The sequence below is a fragment of the Achromobacter sp. B7 genome (genome assembly GCF_003600685.1).
GTDB classification, from domain to species: domain Bacteria; phylum Pseudomonadota; class Gammaproteobacteria; order Burkholderiales; family Burkholderiaceae_B; genus Achromobacter; species Achromobacter spanius_B.
On the sequence record NZ_CP032084.1, the window covers coordinates 2584712 to 2601289 of the forward strand.

The following is a 16578-nucleotide window of genomic DNA, read 5'->3' on the forward strand; positions in this document are numbered from 1 at the left end:
GCCACCTTACGCAGCCACCTTACGCAGCCACCTTACGCAGCCACCGCCTGCCGCCGCGACCGGTTCAGCAGCACGAACGCGGCGGTGGCCACCAGCATGACCGTGGCGGTGGCGATGACCGCGGCGTAGCCCGTGTCGAACGCCGTCCGGGCCAACTCGGTCAGCGTGGCTGCCAGGTCGGTGGGCAGGCCTTCGGCCACGATCAACGCTTCGTCCAGGCTGTCGCGCAGTGCGGGGGCTGCTGCCAACGCCGGCGGCACGTCCAGCGTGTTGGCGTACACGCCCGACAGGATGGACCCCATCAGCGTCACGCCCAGCGCACCACCCAGCTCGTACGACACTTCCTCAATCGATGCCGCCATGCCCGCGCGTTCCGGCGTGGCGCTTTGCATGATGGAGCTGGACGCCGCCGTCATCGTTGCACCGATACCCAGCCCCAGCACGCTCAGGCTGACCATCTGCGGCAGCACGGCGCCGTCATAGCACAGCAGGTACGCGCCCATGCCCGCCGCCGAGACGGCCAGCGACAGGAACATCAGCCGAGGTCCGCGCACGTAGGCCAGCAGCCATCCCGCCACGGGGCCGGCCACGAAAGCGGCCAGCGGCAGCGGCAGGATGAACAGCGCGGCCTGGATGGGCGACATGCCCAGCACCAGCTGCAAGCGCTGGCTGAAGACCAGTTCCAGGCCCAGCAGCGCGGCGCCGGCGAACAGCGCGGCGGCGACGCCCGAGCTGAAGGTGGCGTTGCGGAAGATGGCAAAGTCGATCAGCGGATAAGGCCGGCGGCGCTGGCGGCGCACGAACACCGTCAGCATCGCGACCCCGGCGGCGCAGGCCAGGCCCGCATGCAGCCACGACGTGGACGCGCGGCCCAGTTCCTTTAGCGCATAGGCGCACAGGATCAAGCCGGCCATGACTTGCAGCGACCCGGTCAGGTCCCACGGCCGCGCGGTGGCGGGGCGGCTGGCCGGAATGAGCCGCCAGGCCAGCGGCAGCGCCAGCAGCACAATCGGCACGTTGATCAGGAACACCGACCCCCACCAGAAATGCTCCAGCAGCACCCCGCCCACCACCGGCCCCAGCGCCGCGCCGCCCGAGGCCACCGAGGCCCAGATGCCGATCGCCATGGCGCGCTCGCGCTCTTGCGCGAAAGTCAGCCGGATGATGGACAGCGTGGCGGGCATCATCATGGCGGCGCCCACGGCCAGCAGCACGCGCGCCGCGATCAGCGGGGCGGCGGCCGGCGAATACGCCGCTGCCAGCGAAGCCACGCCAAACACCACCAGCCCCATCATGAACAGACGCTTGTGGCCCAGCCGGTCGCCCAGCGTGCCCATGCCCAGCAGCAGGCCCGACACCACCAGGCCATACACGTTCACGATCCACAATTTTTCCGACGCTGTGACGCCCAGCTCGTGCGTCAGCCGGGGCAGGGCGGTGTACAGCACCGTCATGTCCACCACGATCAATAACAAGGCGATGGACACAATGCCCAGCACCAGCCAACGGCGCGGATCGGCCGTGGCGACAGCGTTCGAATGAGTCCGCTGCATAGTTCTACTCCCTTTGAATCCACGCTTGGGTTGTTGCGCCGCAAGGGCGGCTGCCAAGCGCAAGGCACGCATTATCTATCTGTTTATTTGCCTTAAAAAGTTTGATTCCATCTATAAAATAGATGAATTAAGGAGGCGCTCATGCAATGGACCCTGGACCAACTTCGGCATTTCGTCGCGGCGGCCGACGCCGGCTCTTTCTCGGCGGCGGCGCGCGGGCTGGGGCGGGCACAGTCCGCCATCAGCACCTCGGTGGGCCTGCTGGAGGCGGATCTGGGTGTGGAACTGTTCGACCGGTCGCGCCGCAACGCCACCCTGACGCCCGCCGGCGAAGTCATGCTGCAAGAAGCGCGCGAACTGCTGCGGCAGGCGGGCGGGCTGGACCAGCGGGCGCTGTCGTTTGCCGCCGGGCAGGATGCCCGCCTGTCGATCGCGCTGGACGAAGCGCTGCCGTATCAGGTGCTGGGCGCGCTGGTGGTCGAAGTGGCCGACCGCTTTCCCGCCCTGGAATTAACGCAGCTGAACGGCACCGCCACCGAGGTGGCCGACTACGTGCAGCAAGGCCGCGCCAGCCTCGCGTTCCACTTTGACCGGGGCGACCCGGGCAGCGCGTTCGCGCACCGTTACCTGGGCAATGTGGCGCAGGCGGTGTTCGTGGCGTCGGGGCATCCGCTGACCGAACTGGCAGAGGTCACGCGCAGCGATCTGGCCCGCTATCGGCAACTGGTGATGCAGATGGAAGGCGTGGAAGAGGTGGTGCTGAGCCCGACGGTGTGGCGCACGGACAGCTTCTACAGCATCGCCGGCATGGTGGCGGACGAGCTGGGCTGGGCGATCCTGCCGCTGAACATCGCGGAATACGAAAGCTTTCGCCGCACGCTGGCGCGCGTGCCGTGCGCGGGCCTGTCCTTGCCGATGCTGTCGGTGCGCGCGCTGTGGCTCCAAGGGGCAACGTTAAGCGCGACCGAGGTTTGGTTGCAGGAACGGATGGGGCAATTGCTGGGGTGATGCGAGCTCGGTTCGATGGCGGTCGAAGCGAGCTCAAGCCATACAAAAAATGGCATGGCTAATAAGATAATTTCATTGGAAACGCCATGCCCGCCTGCCGACAATAGCTGCACATAAAAACTCATAACGGAGACAAAACGTGCGACATCCAACGCTCGTCAGGCGCTTGTGCGCGCTCAGTTCCTGTTTTTTGATGCTAGGTTTTGCGGCGGCCAGGGCGGATGACTCCTATCCCAACCGGCCGATCACGGTAGTGGTGCCATTCGCGGCGGGTGGAGGCGCCGATGTCGTGGCGCGGTTAATCGCCGCCAAGCTGCCAGCCCATCTGGGAGGGCAGACGGTGATCGTGGACAACAAGCCGGGCGCATCGGGCAACATCGGTGCCAACCAGGTCGCGCGAGGCACGCCCGACGGCTATACCTTCTTGCTGACGAACAGCACGCTTACCATCAACGCGGCCCTGACGATGCGCGGCACGCCGGATGTAAAAAAGAACCTTGCACCGATTTCCTTGCTGGTTTCGGCACCGGTCGCCTTGGGCGTGAACCCGGCAATCGCCGCGAACAACGTACCGGAACTGGTCAGCTATATCCGGCAGAACAGTACCAAGCTGAGCTACTCGTCATGTGGCAACGGCACGCCTCAGCATTTCGCTGGAGAGTCGTTCAAGCGGATGGCGCAGCTGGATTTGGTACACGTGCCCTACAAGGGTTGCGCCCCGGCGATCAACGATGGCCTGGGCAACCAGGTGCCTATCCTGATGAGCACCATCCCGAACCTGGCGCCGCACGCCCAAGCGGGCAAGTTAAGGCTGATCGCCGTGGCCTCTAAAAACCGGGCCTCGTTCCTTCCCGACGTGCCCGCCATCGCCGAGACCGCGCCTTTCGGCGAACTGGACATCTCCGTGTGGTTCGGCTTGTTCGCCCCGCAGGGTCTGCCTGCGGCCGTGAAGGAAAAATTCCAGGATGCCGTCGTCGCCACCATGGCGGATCCGGCGGTGCGCAAGGAGTTCCACGAGCGCTACTACGAAACCTCGGAAACGGGGGGCGCGGCCATGGCGCGGCAGCTGGACTCGGATATCGAACTGTATGGAGCCGTGGCAAGGAAGGCCAACATTTCGCTCGACCAATAGTCGGATCCCGGCAATCAAAGGAGCCCTTATGAACGACAAATCGCCCATCAATGCCCTCATCGAAGACTTGGTCGTAGCCAACCGCATCCTGGCCCGTTTCGGCGTTCTGGATGGGTTCGGACATGTCAGCGTGCGTCATCCCGACAACCCGGGCCATTTCCTGTTGTCGCGCTCGCTTGCTCCCGAATTGGTGACGGCCGACGACATCATGCAGTTCAACGAGGACTCCGAGCCCGTTGGCGCTGACACGCGCAAGCCATACTTGGAACGGTATATACACGGCGAAATCTATCGCGCGCGGCCCGACGTGCAGGCGGTGGTGCACAGCCATTCCCCCTCCGTCATTCCCTTTGCGGGTTCCAACGTGCGGTTGCGGCCGATTTACCATATGGCCGGTTTCCTGGGCGCAGGCGCGCCGGTCTTCGACATCCGCTGTTGCTTCGGCGATACCGACATGCTGGTACGCAATCGCGACCACGGTCGAGAGCTTGCCAGTTCGCTGAAACAAAGCCACGTAGCGCTGATGCGAGGGCACGGCTTTGTCACCGTGGGCAACGGCCTGCCAGTGGCCGTCTATCGCGCCGTCTATACCGAAATGAACGCTTCGCTTCAGCAGAAGGCTATCGGGCTGAACGGTGAAATCACCTTTTTGTCGGACGCCGAAGCCTCAATGGCCGACGAGATGATGGCCGGCGTGATGGGCCGGCCATGGGAGCTGTGGAAGAAAAAGGCGTTCGAATGACGGTGCCGCTTCGCGCTGGCTGACCTGACGACCCCGTACGCCGCGCGGTCGTTACACAAACCTAGACGACTGGTCGGTTTTTTCTGTACACTCGCAAAATGAAAAAGCCAGCAGCAGAGACGCGCCAGCACATTCTTGATGTGACCCGAGCCCTGATGACCCAAAAGGGCTACACCGCCGTCGGCCTGGCCGAGGTAGTGGCGGCGGCGGGGGTACCAAAAGGTTCGTTCTACTACTACTTCAAGTCGAAGGGGGAATTCGGCCAGGCGTTGTTGGACGAGTACTTTGCCGACTATCTGCGGACGGTGGACGGCCTGCTGGCAGCGGATGGCTCCGGCGCAGAGCGATTGCTGGGCTACTTCAAATACTGGGCTGACACGCAAGGCACGGACCTGCCGGACGATAAATGCCTGGTGGTCAAGTTAGGCCCCGAGATGTGCGACCTTTCCGAGGACATGCGCATCGTCCTTCAACGCGGGACAGACGCGATCATTGAACGGATCTCACGCTGTGTGCGGCTAGGGCAGGACGATGGCTCGATCACGTCAGCCGTGCCGGCCGAGGCTCTGGCCCAGTCGCTTTACGAGCTTTGGCTTGGCGCGTCGCTTCTTGCCAAGCTGAACAAAGCCACCACGCCTTTCGATACCGCTTTCGCAACTACCCAACGTCTGGTCGGGTAGTTTTTTTTGGCTGCTTTGTAGACGACTGGTCAACTATTTTCCGCGGCCATATCCCACGACTTATGACTTATGACTTATGACCTATGCCCCATGACTGATAACAGCACGCGCACCGATTTGTTTTCTCCCGCACGCTTTGGGGCGATTGAACTGAGCAACCGGATTGTTATGGCGCCTGTCACCCGCAGCCGCTACGGCGAGGACGGCGTCCCGCACGAATTGCACGCCACCTACTACGCACAACGCGCAGGAGCCGGACTGATCATTGGCGAGGCGACGAATATTTCTGCCCAAGGCCGCGGCTATGCCGCGACGCCCGGCATATGGAACGACGAACAGGTAGCGGGCTGGAAGAAAGTCACCGATGCGGTGCACGCCGCTGGCGGCACGATCGTCAGCCAGCTTTGGCATGTGGGCCGCTTTTCCAGTGTGCAGCTGCAACCCGATGGCCAAGCCCCTGTCGCGCCCTCGGCCATTCCGGCGGAAGGCAACACGTATACGGTCGACGGCTTTGTACCGGTTTCCATGCCCCGCGCACTGGAAACCGAGGAAATCGCCGGGATCATCCAGCAATACAAGATCGCGGCGATGAATGCTCTACGTGCCGGTTTCGACGGGGTGGAAGTCCACGCCGCCAATAGCTATCTGCTGGATCAGTTCCTGCGCGACTCCACCAACCATCGCACCGATCGTTACGGCGGCTCGATCGAAAACCGAGCGCGCCTGACGCTGGAAGTCACCGAGGCCGTCGTCAACATCTGGGGTAGCGACAGGGTCGGCATCCGGCTATCGCCAGTGACGCCGGATGCGGGCAACACGCCGCCCGACAGCAACGTGATGGCGATGTACGGGTATTTGATCAAGCAACTGAACCGGTTTGGCCTGGCCTATCTGCATGTTGTGGAAGGCGCGACCGCCACGTCGCGGGAGGTGCCCGCCGGTGTGGATCTGGACGCGCTGAGCGGACTCTTTGCCGGGCCTTTCATCGGCAATAACAACTATGACCTGGAAATGGCCATCAAGCGGCGCGCACAGGGAAAGATCGGTGCCGTGGCTTTCGGTCGGCTGTTTATCGGCAATCCGGACCTAGTCGAGCGCCTGCGTCGTGGCGCGGAGCTGACGGTCGCGCCGCGCGAATCGTATTACGGCGGCGGCGCGAAGGGCTACATCGATTGGCCCAACGGTTCGTATTGAGCGGACCGTCGTTCCTTCCCTTCCGTCGTTCCTTCCCTTCACCTGCTTTTTCCCACCCCGACTCAAAGGACAACATCATGAGCAAGAACATCAAACCCGTCGCGACCCAAGACTACGATGCCGTTATCGCAGTCGCCCAGATATACGTCGATGGCCTGCGTCTTGGCAGCGCCGAAGGCGTTGCTCAAGCCTTTCATCCCGACGCCGTGATGTACGGATTCACCAACGGTGCGCTGCTGGGTGGCCCCATCGGCAACCTGTTCGATTTTGTGAAGAAGAATGGTCGGGCGCCTGATATCGCCACGCGCCTGGACGTGCTGGCAATCACGCCGACCACGGCCGTGGTGCGTGTTGATATGGAGAAGGACGCGATCGGCGCGGATTACAACGACTTTCTGACGTTGATCAAGATCGATGGCGGCTGGAAGGTCATCGCCAAGGTCTACCACCAGTTCGAAGGCTGAACCGCCGTGCCGAACTAAGCGGGCGGCGTAGCTGGGAGACGGCCTTGGAAACAGGCTTTAGCTAAGCAACGCCGTCACCAGATCGCTGCCGCCCTGGCTGTCGTCGGTGAAGTTCAGCGCTGTCTGCACGTGTTCCAGATGCTCGTCCATCAGCGCGCAGGCGCGTTCGGTGTTGCCCGCGCGGGCCGCCTCGATGAAGGCGTGGTGCTCTTGCGACGAGCAACTGGCATCGTGCGAACTTTGGTACAGCACGGTAATCACGGCACTGCGCGCCGACAGCTCGCGCAGCATGCCGGTCAGCACCGAATTGCCCACGGCTTCGGCCAGCAGGATGTGGAAATGGCCCAGCAGCTGGTTGCGCTTTTGCACGTCGCCGGCTTCAAGCGCCGCGCGTTCTTCGGCCAGATGGGCGTCAATGCGGCGGTAATCGGCAGCCGTGGCGCGCGCCACGAATTCCTTGGCCAGCGCGGCTTCCAGGATGCGGCGCACGGCGTAGACCTCGCGCGCTTCGTTCGCATCGGGCTTGCTGACGAACGCGCCCTTGTCCGGAACGATATTGATCAGCTTGTCCTTGGACAGCATCAGCAGGGCGGCGCGGATCTTGGTGCGGCTGACCTTGTAGACCCGCGCCAGCGCCTCTTCACGCAGCCGGGTGCCGGGCGGAAGCTTGTGCGCCACGATGGCGGCGGAAACTTCGCGGGCAATATCGTCGGCGCTGGGGTCTGTGGAAACTTCCTGGGTCATGGGACGCGGCTGCGGCGGCCGCAGGGCAAAATCTTCGGGCAGCCAGTCTATCAAAAAGCCGGACAGGAAAGACAAACATTTTTTGCATACAAAGCGCGGATGCAAAACCGGGTCCGGGCGCGCGTTGTGCTTCCATACCCTTTGCCCCCAAAGGCCGCCATACCGCGGTGCGCGCAGCCTTATCCCCACGCGCACCGCCCAGGCGGTCAGTCCTTGGCCATCAGACCCAGGTATTCGATCAAGCCCTTTTCCTTCACATAGGTCGCCTGCGCCCACGCCTTGTAGTCTTCGCTGTTGCGATAGGCCGGCTCCTGGTTCAGCTGCTTCATCACGTCCATGCTGGCCTGGTCGAACAGCGCTTTCTTGAACGCATCGTGCAAGGTCTTGACCACGGCCGGGTCCATGCCCTTGGGGCCGGCCAACCCATATGGTGACGTGGACACGACCTTGTAGCCCAGCTCTTGCGCCGTGGGCACGTCGGGCCAGCGCGTGGTGCGCTTTTCGCCAAAGGTCACCAGTAGCCGCATCTTGCCCGAGTCCACGAACTGGTCCCAGCCCGTGGCGTCGCTTTGCGCCATGACGTGGCCGCCCAGCAGCGCCTGCTGCATGTCGGCGTTGCCCTTGAACGGCACGTGGTTCAGCTTGACCTTGGCGTTGATGGCGATTTCTTCAATCAGCAGATGCGGCGACGAGCCGATGCCCGTGGAGCCGTAGTCGATGGTGCCCGGCGCCTTGCGAGCCGCCTCGATGTATTCGTTGAACGTCTTGTACGGCGAATCCGAGCGCACGGTGAAGCCGAACGTATAGCCCGACAGCCCGATGATGAAGCTGAAGTCGTTGATCGGGTCCCAGCTGCTTTTCTGCATGTAGGGCATGCGCAGCATAGCCAGCGTGTACAGCGCGATCGTGTAGCCGTCGGGCTTGGCGGTGCGCGCCATGGTGGCCGTGCCCAGCGTGCCGCCCGCGCCGGGACGGTTTTCCACGATGACCGGTTGCCCCAGGTACTTGGAGGCGTCCTGCGCCACGATGCGCAGGTGGCGGTCGGTCGAGCCCCCGGCCGGGAACGGCACGATCAGGGTGATGGGCTTGGTGGGAAAAGCGGCTTGCGCGCTGGCGGCCAGCGGCACGGCGGCGCCAACGGCGGCAAGCAGCAATGCGCCCAGGCAGGCGCGGCGCAAAGGCATCTTCAGCATGGGTTGTCTCCTGTGGTGTTGTTGTGGTGTGTTGTGGTCGGTCGTCGGTTGTCGCTGAAAGGGCGGGGGGGCGGCGTCGGTTCAGTCGCGCAAGGCCACCTTGACCGGCAATCGCGCCAACGCCTCGCGCAGCTGCTCCTTCAGCGGCGTGGGCGCGTCGGCGTCCGCCTGGACGGCGACATCCGGTTGTGCATCGGCCAGCACGCGGAAGATCTTGCTGTCTTCCGTCAGGCCGGCCGCTTGCAGGGTGCGCGCCACCACGGCCTCTACCGAGACGGCAGTGGCCAGGCGGCGCAAATCGGGTTTGTAGATCTTGCCCACATTGGTCATGGGCATGGCGTCCAGCACGATCACGCGCTTGGGCCGCGCCGGGCCTTCGTCCACATGGGCGGCGGCGTAGGCAACCAGTTCGGCCTCCGTGACCTGCATGCCGTCCATCAGCGTGACGAAGGCCACGGGCAGCTCGCCGGCGTAGGCGTCCGGCGCGCCGACCGCCGCGCACAGGTGCACGCCGGGGTGCGTGGCCAGGGCGTCTTCGATGGTCTTGGGATCGATGTTGTGGCCGCCCCGGATGATCAGGTCCTTGGCGCGGCCTTGCAGGTGTAGCCGGCCTTCGTCGTCCATGAAGCCGACGTCGCCGCTGATCAGCCAGCCGTCTTCCGTGAAGGCGCGGGCGGTGTCTTCCGGGTCCAGAAAGCCGGGGATCACATTGGGTGCCTTGAACAGCACCATGCCCGGCGTGCCGGGCGGCAAGTCGCGCGCGGCCTGGCCCGAGGGCACGTCCAGCCCCACGATGCGTACCTGCACGTAAGGCAGCGGGTAACCCACGCAATTGACCGGGAATACCGAGCCGGGCGGGGTGATGGACGATATGCCCGCCATTTCCGTCATGCCCAGGCTTTCGTTTACCTGCAAGCCGAACAGCCGCTTGAAGCGCGCGGCCAGTTCAGCGGGCAAGGGCGCGGCGCCCGTGCGGCAATAGCGTAGCGATGAGATATCGGCGCCGGCCAACGGTATGTCTGCCAGGGCCGCCAAAATCGTCGGCACGCCTTGCAGCGAGGTCGCGCGGTGCTTTTCCACCAGCCGCCAGTAGTTGCGCAGCACCTCGCGGTTGCGCAGCAACATGGGCGTTGGGATGACGGTTTCCACGCCCGCCGACAAGGCCGCCAGCGACGCCGGCAACACGCCCGCCACGTGAAAAAGCGGATAGCCGTTGATGACCACGTCCGTCGGTCCGGCGTTCTGCAACTGCACGGCGGCCCAGGCGGTAAAGACCTGGTTGGCGTGCGTGTGGATGGCCAACTTGGGCGCGCCGGTGGTGCCGCCCGTGTGGAAATACGCCGCCACGTCGCTGGCGCGAATAACGCGTTCGCTAAGCAGGCGGCTGGCGGGTTGCGCGGACCGGTTGGCGTTGAAGTCCAGCGCGTAATCGGGCAGGGCGGGCCGGTCGGACAGCGCTTCGGTGTGGGGCGCCACGCGCAGGATCGTCTGCAAGGTCGGTACGCGGTCGCGCAGGCGCAGGGCCTTGGTCCACATCTCGCATTCGGCCTCGGCGCCGTAGGCGATCAGCACCTTGGCGCGCGCCGCCGTCATCAGGGACGCGAGCTTGTCTTCGGTCAGCATCGGGTTCAGCGGCTGGACGATGCCCGCCGCCTCGCCGCCCCACAGCGCCAGGTGGTATTCCAGGCAGCCGGGCAGCATGACCGCCACGGCGTCATCCGCGCGCACGCCCAGGTCGTGCAGCAGGTTGGCCGTCTGGTGGATGCCGGCCAGCAAGTCGCGGTAGCTCCAGCGGATGGCCTCGTCGTCCGGGTCGGCGGATCGCAGGAAGGTCAGCGCGGTCTTGTCGCCGAAGGCCGCGGCCGAGTTGCGGAAGATCTCGTAGGTGCTTTGCACCGTCAGCGTTTCCGCCAGCGGCCGCGCTTGCAGGCGCTGCACGTCGGCGGCGCTGCGCACGGGAAACGGCGCCGAGAATGGCGGCGACAGGGGCGGGGCGGCGTGGACCTGCGTCATGGTGTGCCGGCCTCCGTTCACGCCTGTGCCAGCGCGATGTAGCGGCGCAGGTGGTGGTCTTCGTCGCCCAGTTGGTGGTCGATCATGACGAGGCGCTTGGCGTAGTGGGCCAGCGGCAATTCCCAGGTCATGCCGATGCCGCCATGCAGCTGGATGCTTTCTTCGGCCACCAGGGTGCCGATGCGGCCGATGGTGAACTTGGCGGCGGACAGCGCGCGTTCGCGGGTGGCGCGGTCCGGGTGGTCCAGCGCGGCGGCGGCGTTGATGACGGCCGAGCGCGCCTGTTCGATTTCCAGCAAGACATCCGCCATGCGGTGCTGCAAGGCCTGGAAGCTGCCGATAGGCGTGCCGAACTGGCGCCGCGTGCGCAAGTATTCCAAGGTGGCGTCGCGGGCGCAGTCCATCGCGCCCACGGCTTCGGCGCACAGCGCCAGGATGCCGCGCCCCACGGCGCGTTCCAGCACCGCATGGCCCGCATCCACATCGCCCAGCAGCGCCTCGGGACCCAGCTTGACGTTGTCCAGCGTGACTTCCGCCGCGCGCCCGCCGTCGATCAAGCCATAGCCGCGCACGCCCAGCCCGGCCGTGCCCGCGCTGACCAGGAACAGGCTGATGCCCGCTTCGTCGTCTTGCGCGCCCGAAGTGCGCGCCGACACCAGGAACAGGTCGGCATGTTCACCCGCCGTGACAACGGCCTTGGCGCCGTTCAGCACCCAGCCCTCGCCTGACCGTTCGGCGCGCGTGCTGACGCGCGACAGTTCGTAGCCCGAGTCCGGTTCGGCCTGCGCCAGCGCGGCCGTGATGCTGCCCGCGATCAGGCCGTCCACCGCTTCGCGCTGGGCGGGCGTGCCGGCGGCGGCAATCGCGCTGCCCACCATCAAAGCGTCCAGAAAGGGCTCAACAACCAAGCCGCGCCCCAAGGCCTCGAAGACGACGGAGATATCGAAGCCCGCGCCGCCCAAGCCGCCGTCGGCTTCGGTGAACAAGGCGCCGATCGCGCCCAGCTCGGCATAACGGCGCCAGAACTGCTCGCTATAGCCTTGGGGCGATTGGGCATTGCGTTCGCGGGTCGCAAAGTCGTACTGCTCGGTGACAAAGCGGCGCAGCATGTCGGAAAGCATGCGCCGGTCTTCGGTATGTTCAAAGTTCATGGCCGGCCCTTACAGTCCCAGGATCATCTTGGAAATGATGTTCTTTTGAATTTCGTTGGAGCCGCCGAAGATCGACAGCTTGCGGTTGTTGAAGTACTGCGCGGCGGCGCTGTCGGCGCCTTCGGGGCCGATGGGGGCGGCCTCATAGCCGTCATGCAGCGCTTCGGGCACGAAGGGGCGCGCGTACGGGCCCATTGCGCGGCGGTTCAACGCCGTGATTTCCTGGCGGATCTGCGTGCCGCGTATCTTCAGCATGGAGCTTTCCGCGCCCGGTGCACCCCCGCCTGCCACCGCCGCCACCACGCGCAGGTTGGTGGTGCGCATGTTGGCCAATTCAATTTCCACGCGCGCCAGTCGGGCGGCAAAGTCCGGGTCTTCGGCCAGGGGGCGGCCGTTCTTTTTTTGCTTGGCGGCCACGGCCTTCAAGCGTTCCAGCGCGGCGGTGGACTGGCCCACGCCGGCAATGTTGGTGCGTTCGTAGGTAAGCAGGTACTTGGCGCAGGTCCAGCCACGGTTTTCTTCGCCCACCAGGTTGGCCACCGGCACGCGCACGTCCGAGAAGAACACCTCGTTGACTTCGTGTTCGCCGTCCAGCGTGATGATGGGGCGCACTTCAATGCCGGGGCTGTTCATGTCGATCAGCAAAAAGCTGATGCCTTCCTGGCGCCGGCCTTCCTGCGACGTGCGTACCAGGCAGAAGATCATGTTGGCGTACTGGCCCAGCGTGGTCCACGTCTTCTGCCCATTGACGATGTAGTGATCGCCATCGCGCACCGCCGTGGTCTTGACCGAGGCCAGGTCGGACCCCGCGCCCGGTTCCGAATAGCCCTGGCACCACCAGTCGCTGCCGTCCAGGATGCGGGGCAGCCAGTACTGGCGCTGCGCGTCGTTGCCGTACTTGATCAGCACCGGCCCCAGCATGCTCAGGCCGAAGGGCACGATGCGCGGGGCGGCGGCCAGCGCGCATTCGTTGTCAAAGATGTACTTCTGCGTGGCGCTCCAGCCGGTGCCGCCGTATTGCACGGGCCAGTGCGTGGCCAGCCAGCCTTGTTCATTCAGGATGGCGTGCCACTGGACCATGTCGTCCTTGGTCAGCAGCTTGCCCAGGTTGACCTTGTCGGACAGGCGGCGCGGCAGCTTGGCCGCCAGGAACGCGCGCACGTCGTCGCGAAAGGCATTTTCTTCGGGGGTGAATTCCAGGTCCATGACTATCCTCAGGCGATATCAAGCATAGATTTCAAACAGGCCGGCCGCGCCCATGCCGCCGCCGATGCACATGGTGACCACGGCGTAGCGGGCGCCACGGCGGCGGCCTTCGATCAGTACATGGCCGGCCAGGCGCGCGCCGGTGACGCCAAACGGGTGGCCCAGCGCGATGGAGCCACCGTCCACGTTCAGGCGGTCCATGGGGATGCCGAGCTTTTCCTGGCAATACAGCGCTTGCGACGCAAACGCCTCGTTCAGTTCCCACAGGTCGATGTCCTGGACCTTCAAGCCGTGGCGCGCCAGCAGCTTGGGCACGGCGTAGACGGGGCCGATGCCCATTTCGTCGGGCTCGCAGCCGGCAATGGCCAGGCCCCGGAACGCGCCCAGCGGGCGGATGCCGGCGCGCTGCGCCTCGGCCGCTTCCATCAGCACGCAGGCGGCGGCGCCGTCGGACAGCTGCGACGCGTTGCCGGCCGTGACGAACTGGCCTTCGCCACGCACGGGTGCAAGGCCCGCCAGGGCTTCGTAGGTGGTGCCGGGGCGGTTGCAGGTGTCCTGGTCCACGGTGACTTCGCGTTCGCTGACCACGCCGGTGGCGCGGTCGGTGACGGACATGGTGGTGGTGACGGCGATGATTTCTTCGCGATAGCGGCCGGCGGCCTGTGCGGCTTCGGTGCGCGCCTGGCTTTGCGCGGCAAAGCGGTCTTGCGCTTCGCGGCTGATGCCGTAGCGCGCGGCCACGATGTCGGCCGTTTCGATCATGGGCAGGTAAAGCTCGGGCTTGTTGGCCAGAATCCACGGGTCCATGCCGCTGACGCCGTCATCGCGAGTGCGAATCTGGGACACCAATTCCACGCCGCCCGCGATCACGGCCGGCGCGCCGTCCATCACGATGCGGCCGGCGGCCGACGCAATGGCTTGCAGGCCCGACGCGCAATAACGGTTGATGGTGGCGCCGCCCACGCTGACGGGCAGGCCCGCGCGGATGACGGCTTGGCGGCCGATGTTGCGGCCGGTGGCGCCTTCCGGGTAGCCGCAGCCGATGAAGGCGTCTTCGATCATCGCGGGGTCGATGCCGGCGCGTTCAACGGCGGCGCGCACCGCGTGCGCGGCCAGCGTGGGCCCGGCAATCTGGTTGAATTCGCCGCGCCCCGCCTTGGTGATGGGGGTGCGGGCGGTAGAGACGATGACGGCTTCGCGCATAAGAGTTCCAGTAAAAAGTAAGGGGCCGGGATCAGGCAGCCGTGCTAAGTGGCTGCGATCCGGTGCAGCGGCCTGGCGCGGCGATCCTGGGTGGCGATCAGGGCTTGCATGGTTTGCCCCGCGTTCAAGCGCCTTGGTTCAAGCTGGCGAAGGTGCCGCCGGATTCGGCCAGGCGAACCAGCAAGGGCGACGGCTTCCAGAACGCCGGGTCTTCCTTGGCAAAGGCGCGGATGTCGGCCAGCACCTGCGCCGCGCCCACGCTGTCGGCGTAGTGCATCGGGCCGCCGCGATGGCGCGGAAAGCCGTAGCCGGACAGAAACACCACGTCCACGTCCGACGGCCGCAGCGCGATGCCTTCGTGCAGCACGTTGGCCGCCTCGTTGACCATGGCGGCCAGATACCGGCGCAGGATGTCCTCGTGGGTAAAGGCGCGTGGCGTAACGCCGGCGCGGCGGCGTTCTTCGTCGATGATGGCCAGCACCTCGGGGTCCGGCGTGCCCACGCGCGCGCCGTCGAGATATTGGTAGAAGCCCCGGCCCGTTTTCTGGCCGAACCAGCCGCGTTCGCACAGGCGGTCCGGGATCTGCACATAGCGCAGCGCCGGGTCGCGGGTGGCGGCGCGGCGCTTGCGCGTGGCCCAGCCGATGTCGCCGCCCGCCAGGTCCGCCATTTGATACGGGCCCATCGGGTAGCCGAATTCGCGCGCGGCGGCGTCGATGTCATAGGGCGACGCGCCGTCTTCCATCATCATGTCGGCGGCCTGGCGGTAGACGGCCAGGATGCGGTTGCCAATGAAGCCGTCGCACACGCCGGCGCGCACCGGCGTCTTGCGCAGGCGGCGCGCCAATTCGAAGCCGGTGGCCACCGTGTCGGGGGCGGTATGTTCGCCCACCACGATTTCCAGCAGCTTCATGATGTTGGCCGGTGAAAAGAAGTGCAGGCCCAGCACGTCGGCCGGGCCGCGCGTGGCCGAGGCGATGCGGTTGATATCCAGGTAAGACGTGTTCGTGGCCAGCACCGCGCCGAGCTTGGCCACGCGGTCCAGCTGCGCGAAGACGGCCAGCTTGACGTCCATGTCCTCGAACACCGCCTCGATGATCAGGTCTGCATCGTCCAGCGCATCGTAGGTGGTGGCGCCGGTCAGGCGCGCCAGCCGCGCATCGCGTTCCTGCGCACTGATGCGGCCGTTTTTCACCAGTCGGTCGTAGACCTGCGCCACGCGGGCGCGACCCCGTTCCAGCGCGGCGTCGTCCTGTTCCACCATGACCACCGGCAAGCCCGCGTCCAGCACCGACACGGCAATGCCGGCGCCCATCGTGCCGCCGCCCACCACGCCGATCTTGTCCAGGCGGCGCGGCTTGGCTTCCTTCAGTTCGGGGATTTTGGTGGTTTCGCGTTCGGCAAAAAAGGCGTGCACCAGGCCGGCGCGTTGCGGGCTGTCCCGGCATTGCAGGAACAAGGCGCGTTCGGTACGCAGGCCCTCGTCAAACGGTTGTTCGATGGCGGCGCGCACGGCTTCGACGATCTTCGCGGGGGAATACAAACCGCGTAGGGTCTGGGCGACGCGTTCGCCGGCGGCGGCGGCTTGGGCCAGCGCGGCGGCCTTGTCGGCCAGCGCGGCGGTGGCGTCGCGGCTGCGGCGCGGGCCGGCGCCCTGCGCCAACAGTTGGCGGGTGTAGGCCAGCCCGGCCGCCAAGGCGTCGTCGCCGTCGGCCAGTGTATCCACCAAGCCCGCACGCAAAGCGGCGTCGGCTGACAGGTGCTTGCCGGACAGCATCAGGTCCAGTGCCGCCGCCGCGCCAATCAGGCGGGGCGTGCGCTGCGTGCCGCCGGCGCCGGGCAACAGGCCCAGGTTCACTTCGGGCAAGCCCAGCTTGGCGCTGGCCAGCGCCACGCGGTAGTGCGCGGCCAACGCGACTTCCAGGCCGCCGCCCAACGCCGCGCCATGCAGCACGGCGACGACGGGCTTGGTGCTGGCCTCAATGTGGTTGCACACGTCGGGCAGCGCGGGCGGCCTGGGCGGTTTGCCGAATTCGCGGATGTCGGCGCCCGCGATGAAGTTCTTGCCCGCGCCCACCAACAGAATGGCGCGTACGGATGTATCGGCCTGGCCTGCCTGGATGGCGTCGGACAGGTCGCGGCGCACATCGGCGCTCAGGGCGTTCACGGGAGGGTGGTCCAGGGTGATGACCAGGATGTCTTCGTCGCGGCGCGCGTGGGCGGCGCCGGCAGTGCTGCTGTCCGTCATGGGGTCCTTGTCTCCGGTAAGGCGTCCGCCGGGGCGGCGCCTGGGCA

The 16578-nt window shown here is 65.8% G+C and carries 14 protein-coding genes; 6 read left to right on the top strand and 8 right to left on the bottom strand.

What is annotated here, in order from left to right; translation table 11 throughout:
• Positions 1–32 precede the first annotated feature (32 nt).
• Complete coding sequence (locus tag DVB37_RS11650) at positions 33–1553, bottom strand: MFS transporter (RefSeq protein WP_120155233.1); 1521 nt, start codon at positions 1551–1553, stop codon at positions 33–35.
• 141 nt (positions 1554–1694) lie between these two features.
• On the opposite strand from DVB37_RS11650, the gene DVB37_RS11655 reads away from it, so the two are divergent.
• From DVB37_RS11655 to DVB37_RS11680, 6 genes are all read left to right on the top strand, one after another.
• Positions 1695–2561: a LysR family transcriptional regulator gene (locus DVB37_RS11655; RefSeq protein ID WP_120155235.1), complete on the top strand. Its 867-nt coding sequence runs from the start codon at positions 1695–1697 to the stop codon at positions 2559–2561.
• Between the two features lie 139 nt (positions 2562–2700).
• Positions 2701–3693 (top strand): tripartite tricarboxylate transporter substrate binding protein, encoded by a 993-nt coding sequence (locus DVB37_RS11660; protein ID WP_120155237.1) that lies wholly within the window; start codon positions 2701–2703, stop codon positions 3691–3693.
• A gap of 28 nt (positions 3694–3721) precedes the next feature.
• Positions 3722–4435 (top strand): class II aldolase/adducin family protein, encoded by a 714-nt coding sequence (locus tag DVB37_RS11665; RefSeq protein ID WP_120155239.1) that lies wholly within the window; start codon positions 3722–3724, stop codon positions 4433–4435.
• A 98-nt stretch (positions 4436–4533) separates the two neighbouring features.
• On the top strand, positions 4534–5115 hold the full coding sequence (locus DVB37_RS11670; protein ID WP_120155242.1) for a TetR/AcrR family transcriptional regulator: 582 nt from the start codon (positions 4534–4536) through the stop codon (positions 5113–5115).
• A 90-nt stretch (positions 5116–5205) separates the two neighbouring features.
• Positions 5206–6309, top strand: coding sequence for an alkene reductase (locus tag DVB37_RS11675; RefSeq protein ID WP_104143780.1), 1104 nt, complete (start codon positions 5206–5208; stop codon positions 6307–6309).
• A 77-nt stretch (positions 6310–6386) separates the two neighbouring features.
• On the top strand, positions 6387–6773 hold the full coding sequence (locus tag DVB37_RS11680; RefSeq protein WP_120155243.1) for a nuclear transport factor 2 family protein: 387 nt from the start codon (positions 6387–6389) through the stop codon (positions 6771–6773).
• A 57-nt stretch (positions 6774–6830) separates the two neighbouring features.
• Here the strand turns inward: DVB37_RS11680 and DVB37_RS11685 are convergent, their stop codons facing one another.
• From DVB37_RS11685 to DVB37_RS11715, 7 genes are all read right to left on the bottom strand, one after another.
• Complete coding sequence (locus DVB37_RS11685; RefSeq protein ID WP_046805930.1) at positions 6831–7517, bottom strand: GntR family transcriptional regulator; 687 nt, start codon at positions 7515–7517, stop codon at positions 6831–6833.
• A gap of 206 nt (positions 7518–7723) precedes the next feature.
• Complete coding sequence (locus DVB37_RS11690) at positions 7724–8710, bottom strand: tripartite tricarboxylate transporter substrate binding protein (protein ID WP_046805901.1); 987 nt, start codon at positions 8708–8710, stop codon at positions 7724–7726.
• A gap of 81 nt (positions 8711–8791) precedes the next feature.
• Entirely contained in the window at positions 8792–10723 is a 1932-nt protein-coding gene (locus DVB37_RS11695) for an acyl-CoA synthetase (protein ID WP_120155245.1), read from the bottom strand.
• A gap of 17 nt (positions 10724–10740) precedes the next feature.
• A complete protein-coding gene (locus DVB37_RS11700) occupies positions 10741–11874 on the bottom strand; it encodes an acyl-CoA dehydrogenase family protein (RefSeq protein ID WP_120155247.1) in 1134 nt (377 codons plus the stop codon).
• Between the two features lie 9 nt (positions 11875–11883).
• The gene (locus tag DVB37_RS11705) at positions 11884–13080 is read right to left on the bottom strand and encodes an acyl-CoA dehydrogenase family protein (protein ID WP_120155249.1); all 1197 of its coding nucleotides are present in this window, start codon (positions 13078–13080) and stop codon (positions 11884–11886) included.
• A gap of 18 nt (positions 13081–13098) precedes the next feature.
• Complete coding sequence (locus DVB37_RS11710; protein WP_104143787.1) at positions 13099–14283, bottom strand: acetyl-CoA C-acyltransferase; 1185 nt, start codon at positions 14281–14283, stop codon at positions 13099–13101.
• 124 nt (positions 14284–14407) lie between these two features.
• On the bottom strand, positions 14408–16531 hold the full coding sequence (locus DVB37_RS11715) for a 3-hydroxyacyl-CoA dehydrogenase NAD-binding domain-containing protein (protein ID WP_120155252.1): 2124 nt from the start codon (positions 16529–16531) through the stop codon (positions 14408–14410).
• Positions 16532–16578: the final 47 nt, after the last annotated feature.

What these genes read in the sequence shown, in the direction of transcription:
- DVB37_RS11650 (WP_120155233.1), bottom strand. Translation starts at nt 1,553, where the DNA reads ATGCAGCGGACTCATTCGAACGCTGTCGCCACGGCCGATCCGCGCCGT.
- DVB37_RS11655 (WP_120155235.1), top strand. Translation starts at nt 1,695, where the DNA reads ATGCAATGGACCCTGGACCAACTTCGGCATTTCGTCGCGGCGGCCGAC.
- DVB37_RS11675 (WP_104143780.1), top strand. Translation starts at nt 5,206, where the DNA reads ATGACTGATAACAGCACGCGCACCGATTTGTTTTCTCCCGCACGCTTT.
- DVB37_RS11690 (WP_046805901.1), bottom strand. Translation starts at nt 8,710, where the DNA reads ATGCTGAAGATGCCTTTGCGCCGCGCCTGCCTGGGCGCATTGCTGCTT.
- DVB37_RS11715 (WP_120155252.1), bottom strand. Translation starts at nt 16,531, where the DNA reads ATGACGGACAGCAGCACTGCCGGCGCCGCCCACGCGCGCCGCGACGAA.
- DVB37_RS11665 (WP_120155239.1), top strand. Translation starts at nt 3,722, where the DNA reads ATGAACGACAAATCGCCCATCAATGCCCTCATCGAAGACTTGGTCGTA.
- DVB37_RS11695 (WP_120155245.1), bottom strand. Translation starts at nt 10,723, where the DNA reads ATGACGCAGGTCCACGCCGCCCCGCCCCTGTCGCCGCCATTCTCGGCG.
- DVB37_RS11700 (WP_120155247.1), bottom strand. Translation starts at nt 11,874, where the DNA reads ATGAACTTTGAACATACCGAAGACCGGCGCATGCTTTCCGACATGCTG.
- DVB37_RS11670 (WP_120155242.1), top strand. Translation starts at nt 4,534, where the DNA reads ATGAAAAAGCCAGCAGCAGAGACGCGCCAGCACATTCTTGATGTGACC.
- DVB37_RS11710 (WP_104143787.1), bottom strand. Translation starts at nt 14,283, where the DNA reads ATGCGCGAAGCCGTCATCGTCTCTACCGCCCGCACCCCCATCACCAAG.
- DVB37_RS11685 (WP_046805930.1), bottom strand. Translation starts at nt 7,517, where the DNA reads ATGACCCAGGAAGTTTCCACAGACCCCAGCGCCGACGATATTGCCCGC.
- DVB37_RS11705 (WP_120155249.1), bottom strand. Translation starts at nt 13,080, where the DNA reads ATGGACCTGGAATTCACCCCCGAAGAAAATGCCTTTCGCGACGACGTG.
- DVB37_RS11680 (WP_120155243.1), top strand. Translation starts at nt 6,387, where the DNA reads ATGAGCAAGAACATCAAACCCGTCGCGACCCAAGACTACGATGCCGTT.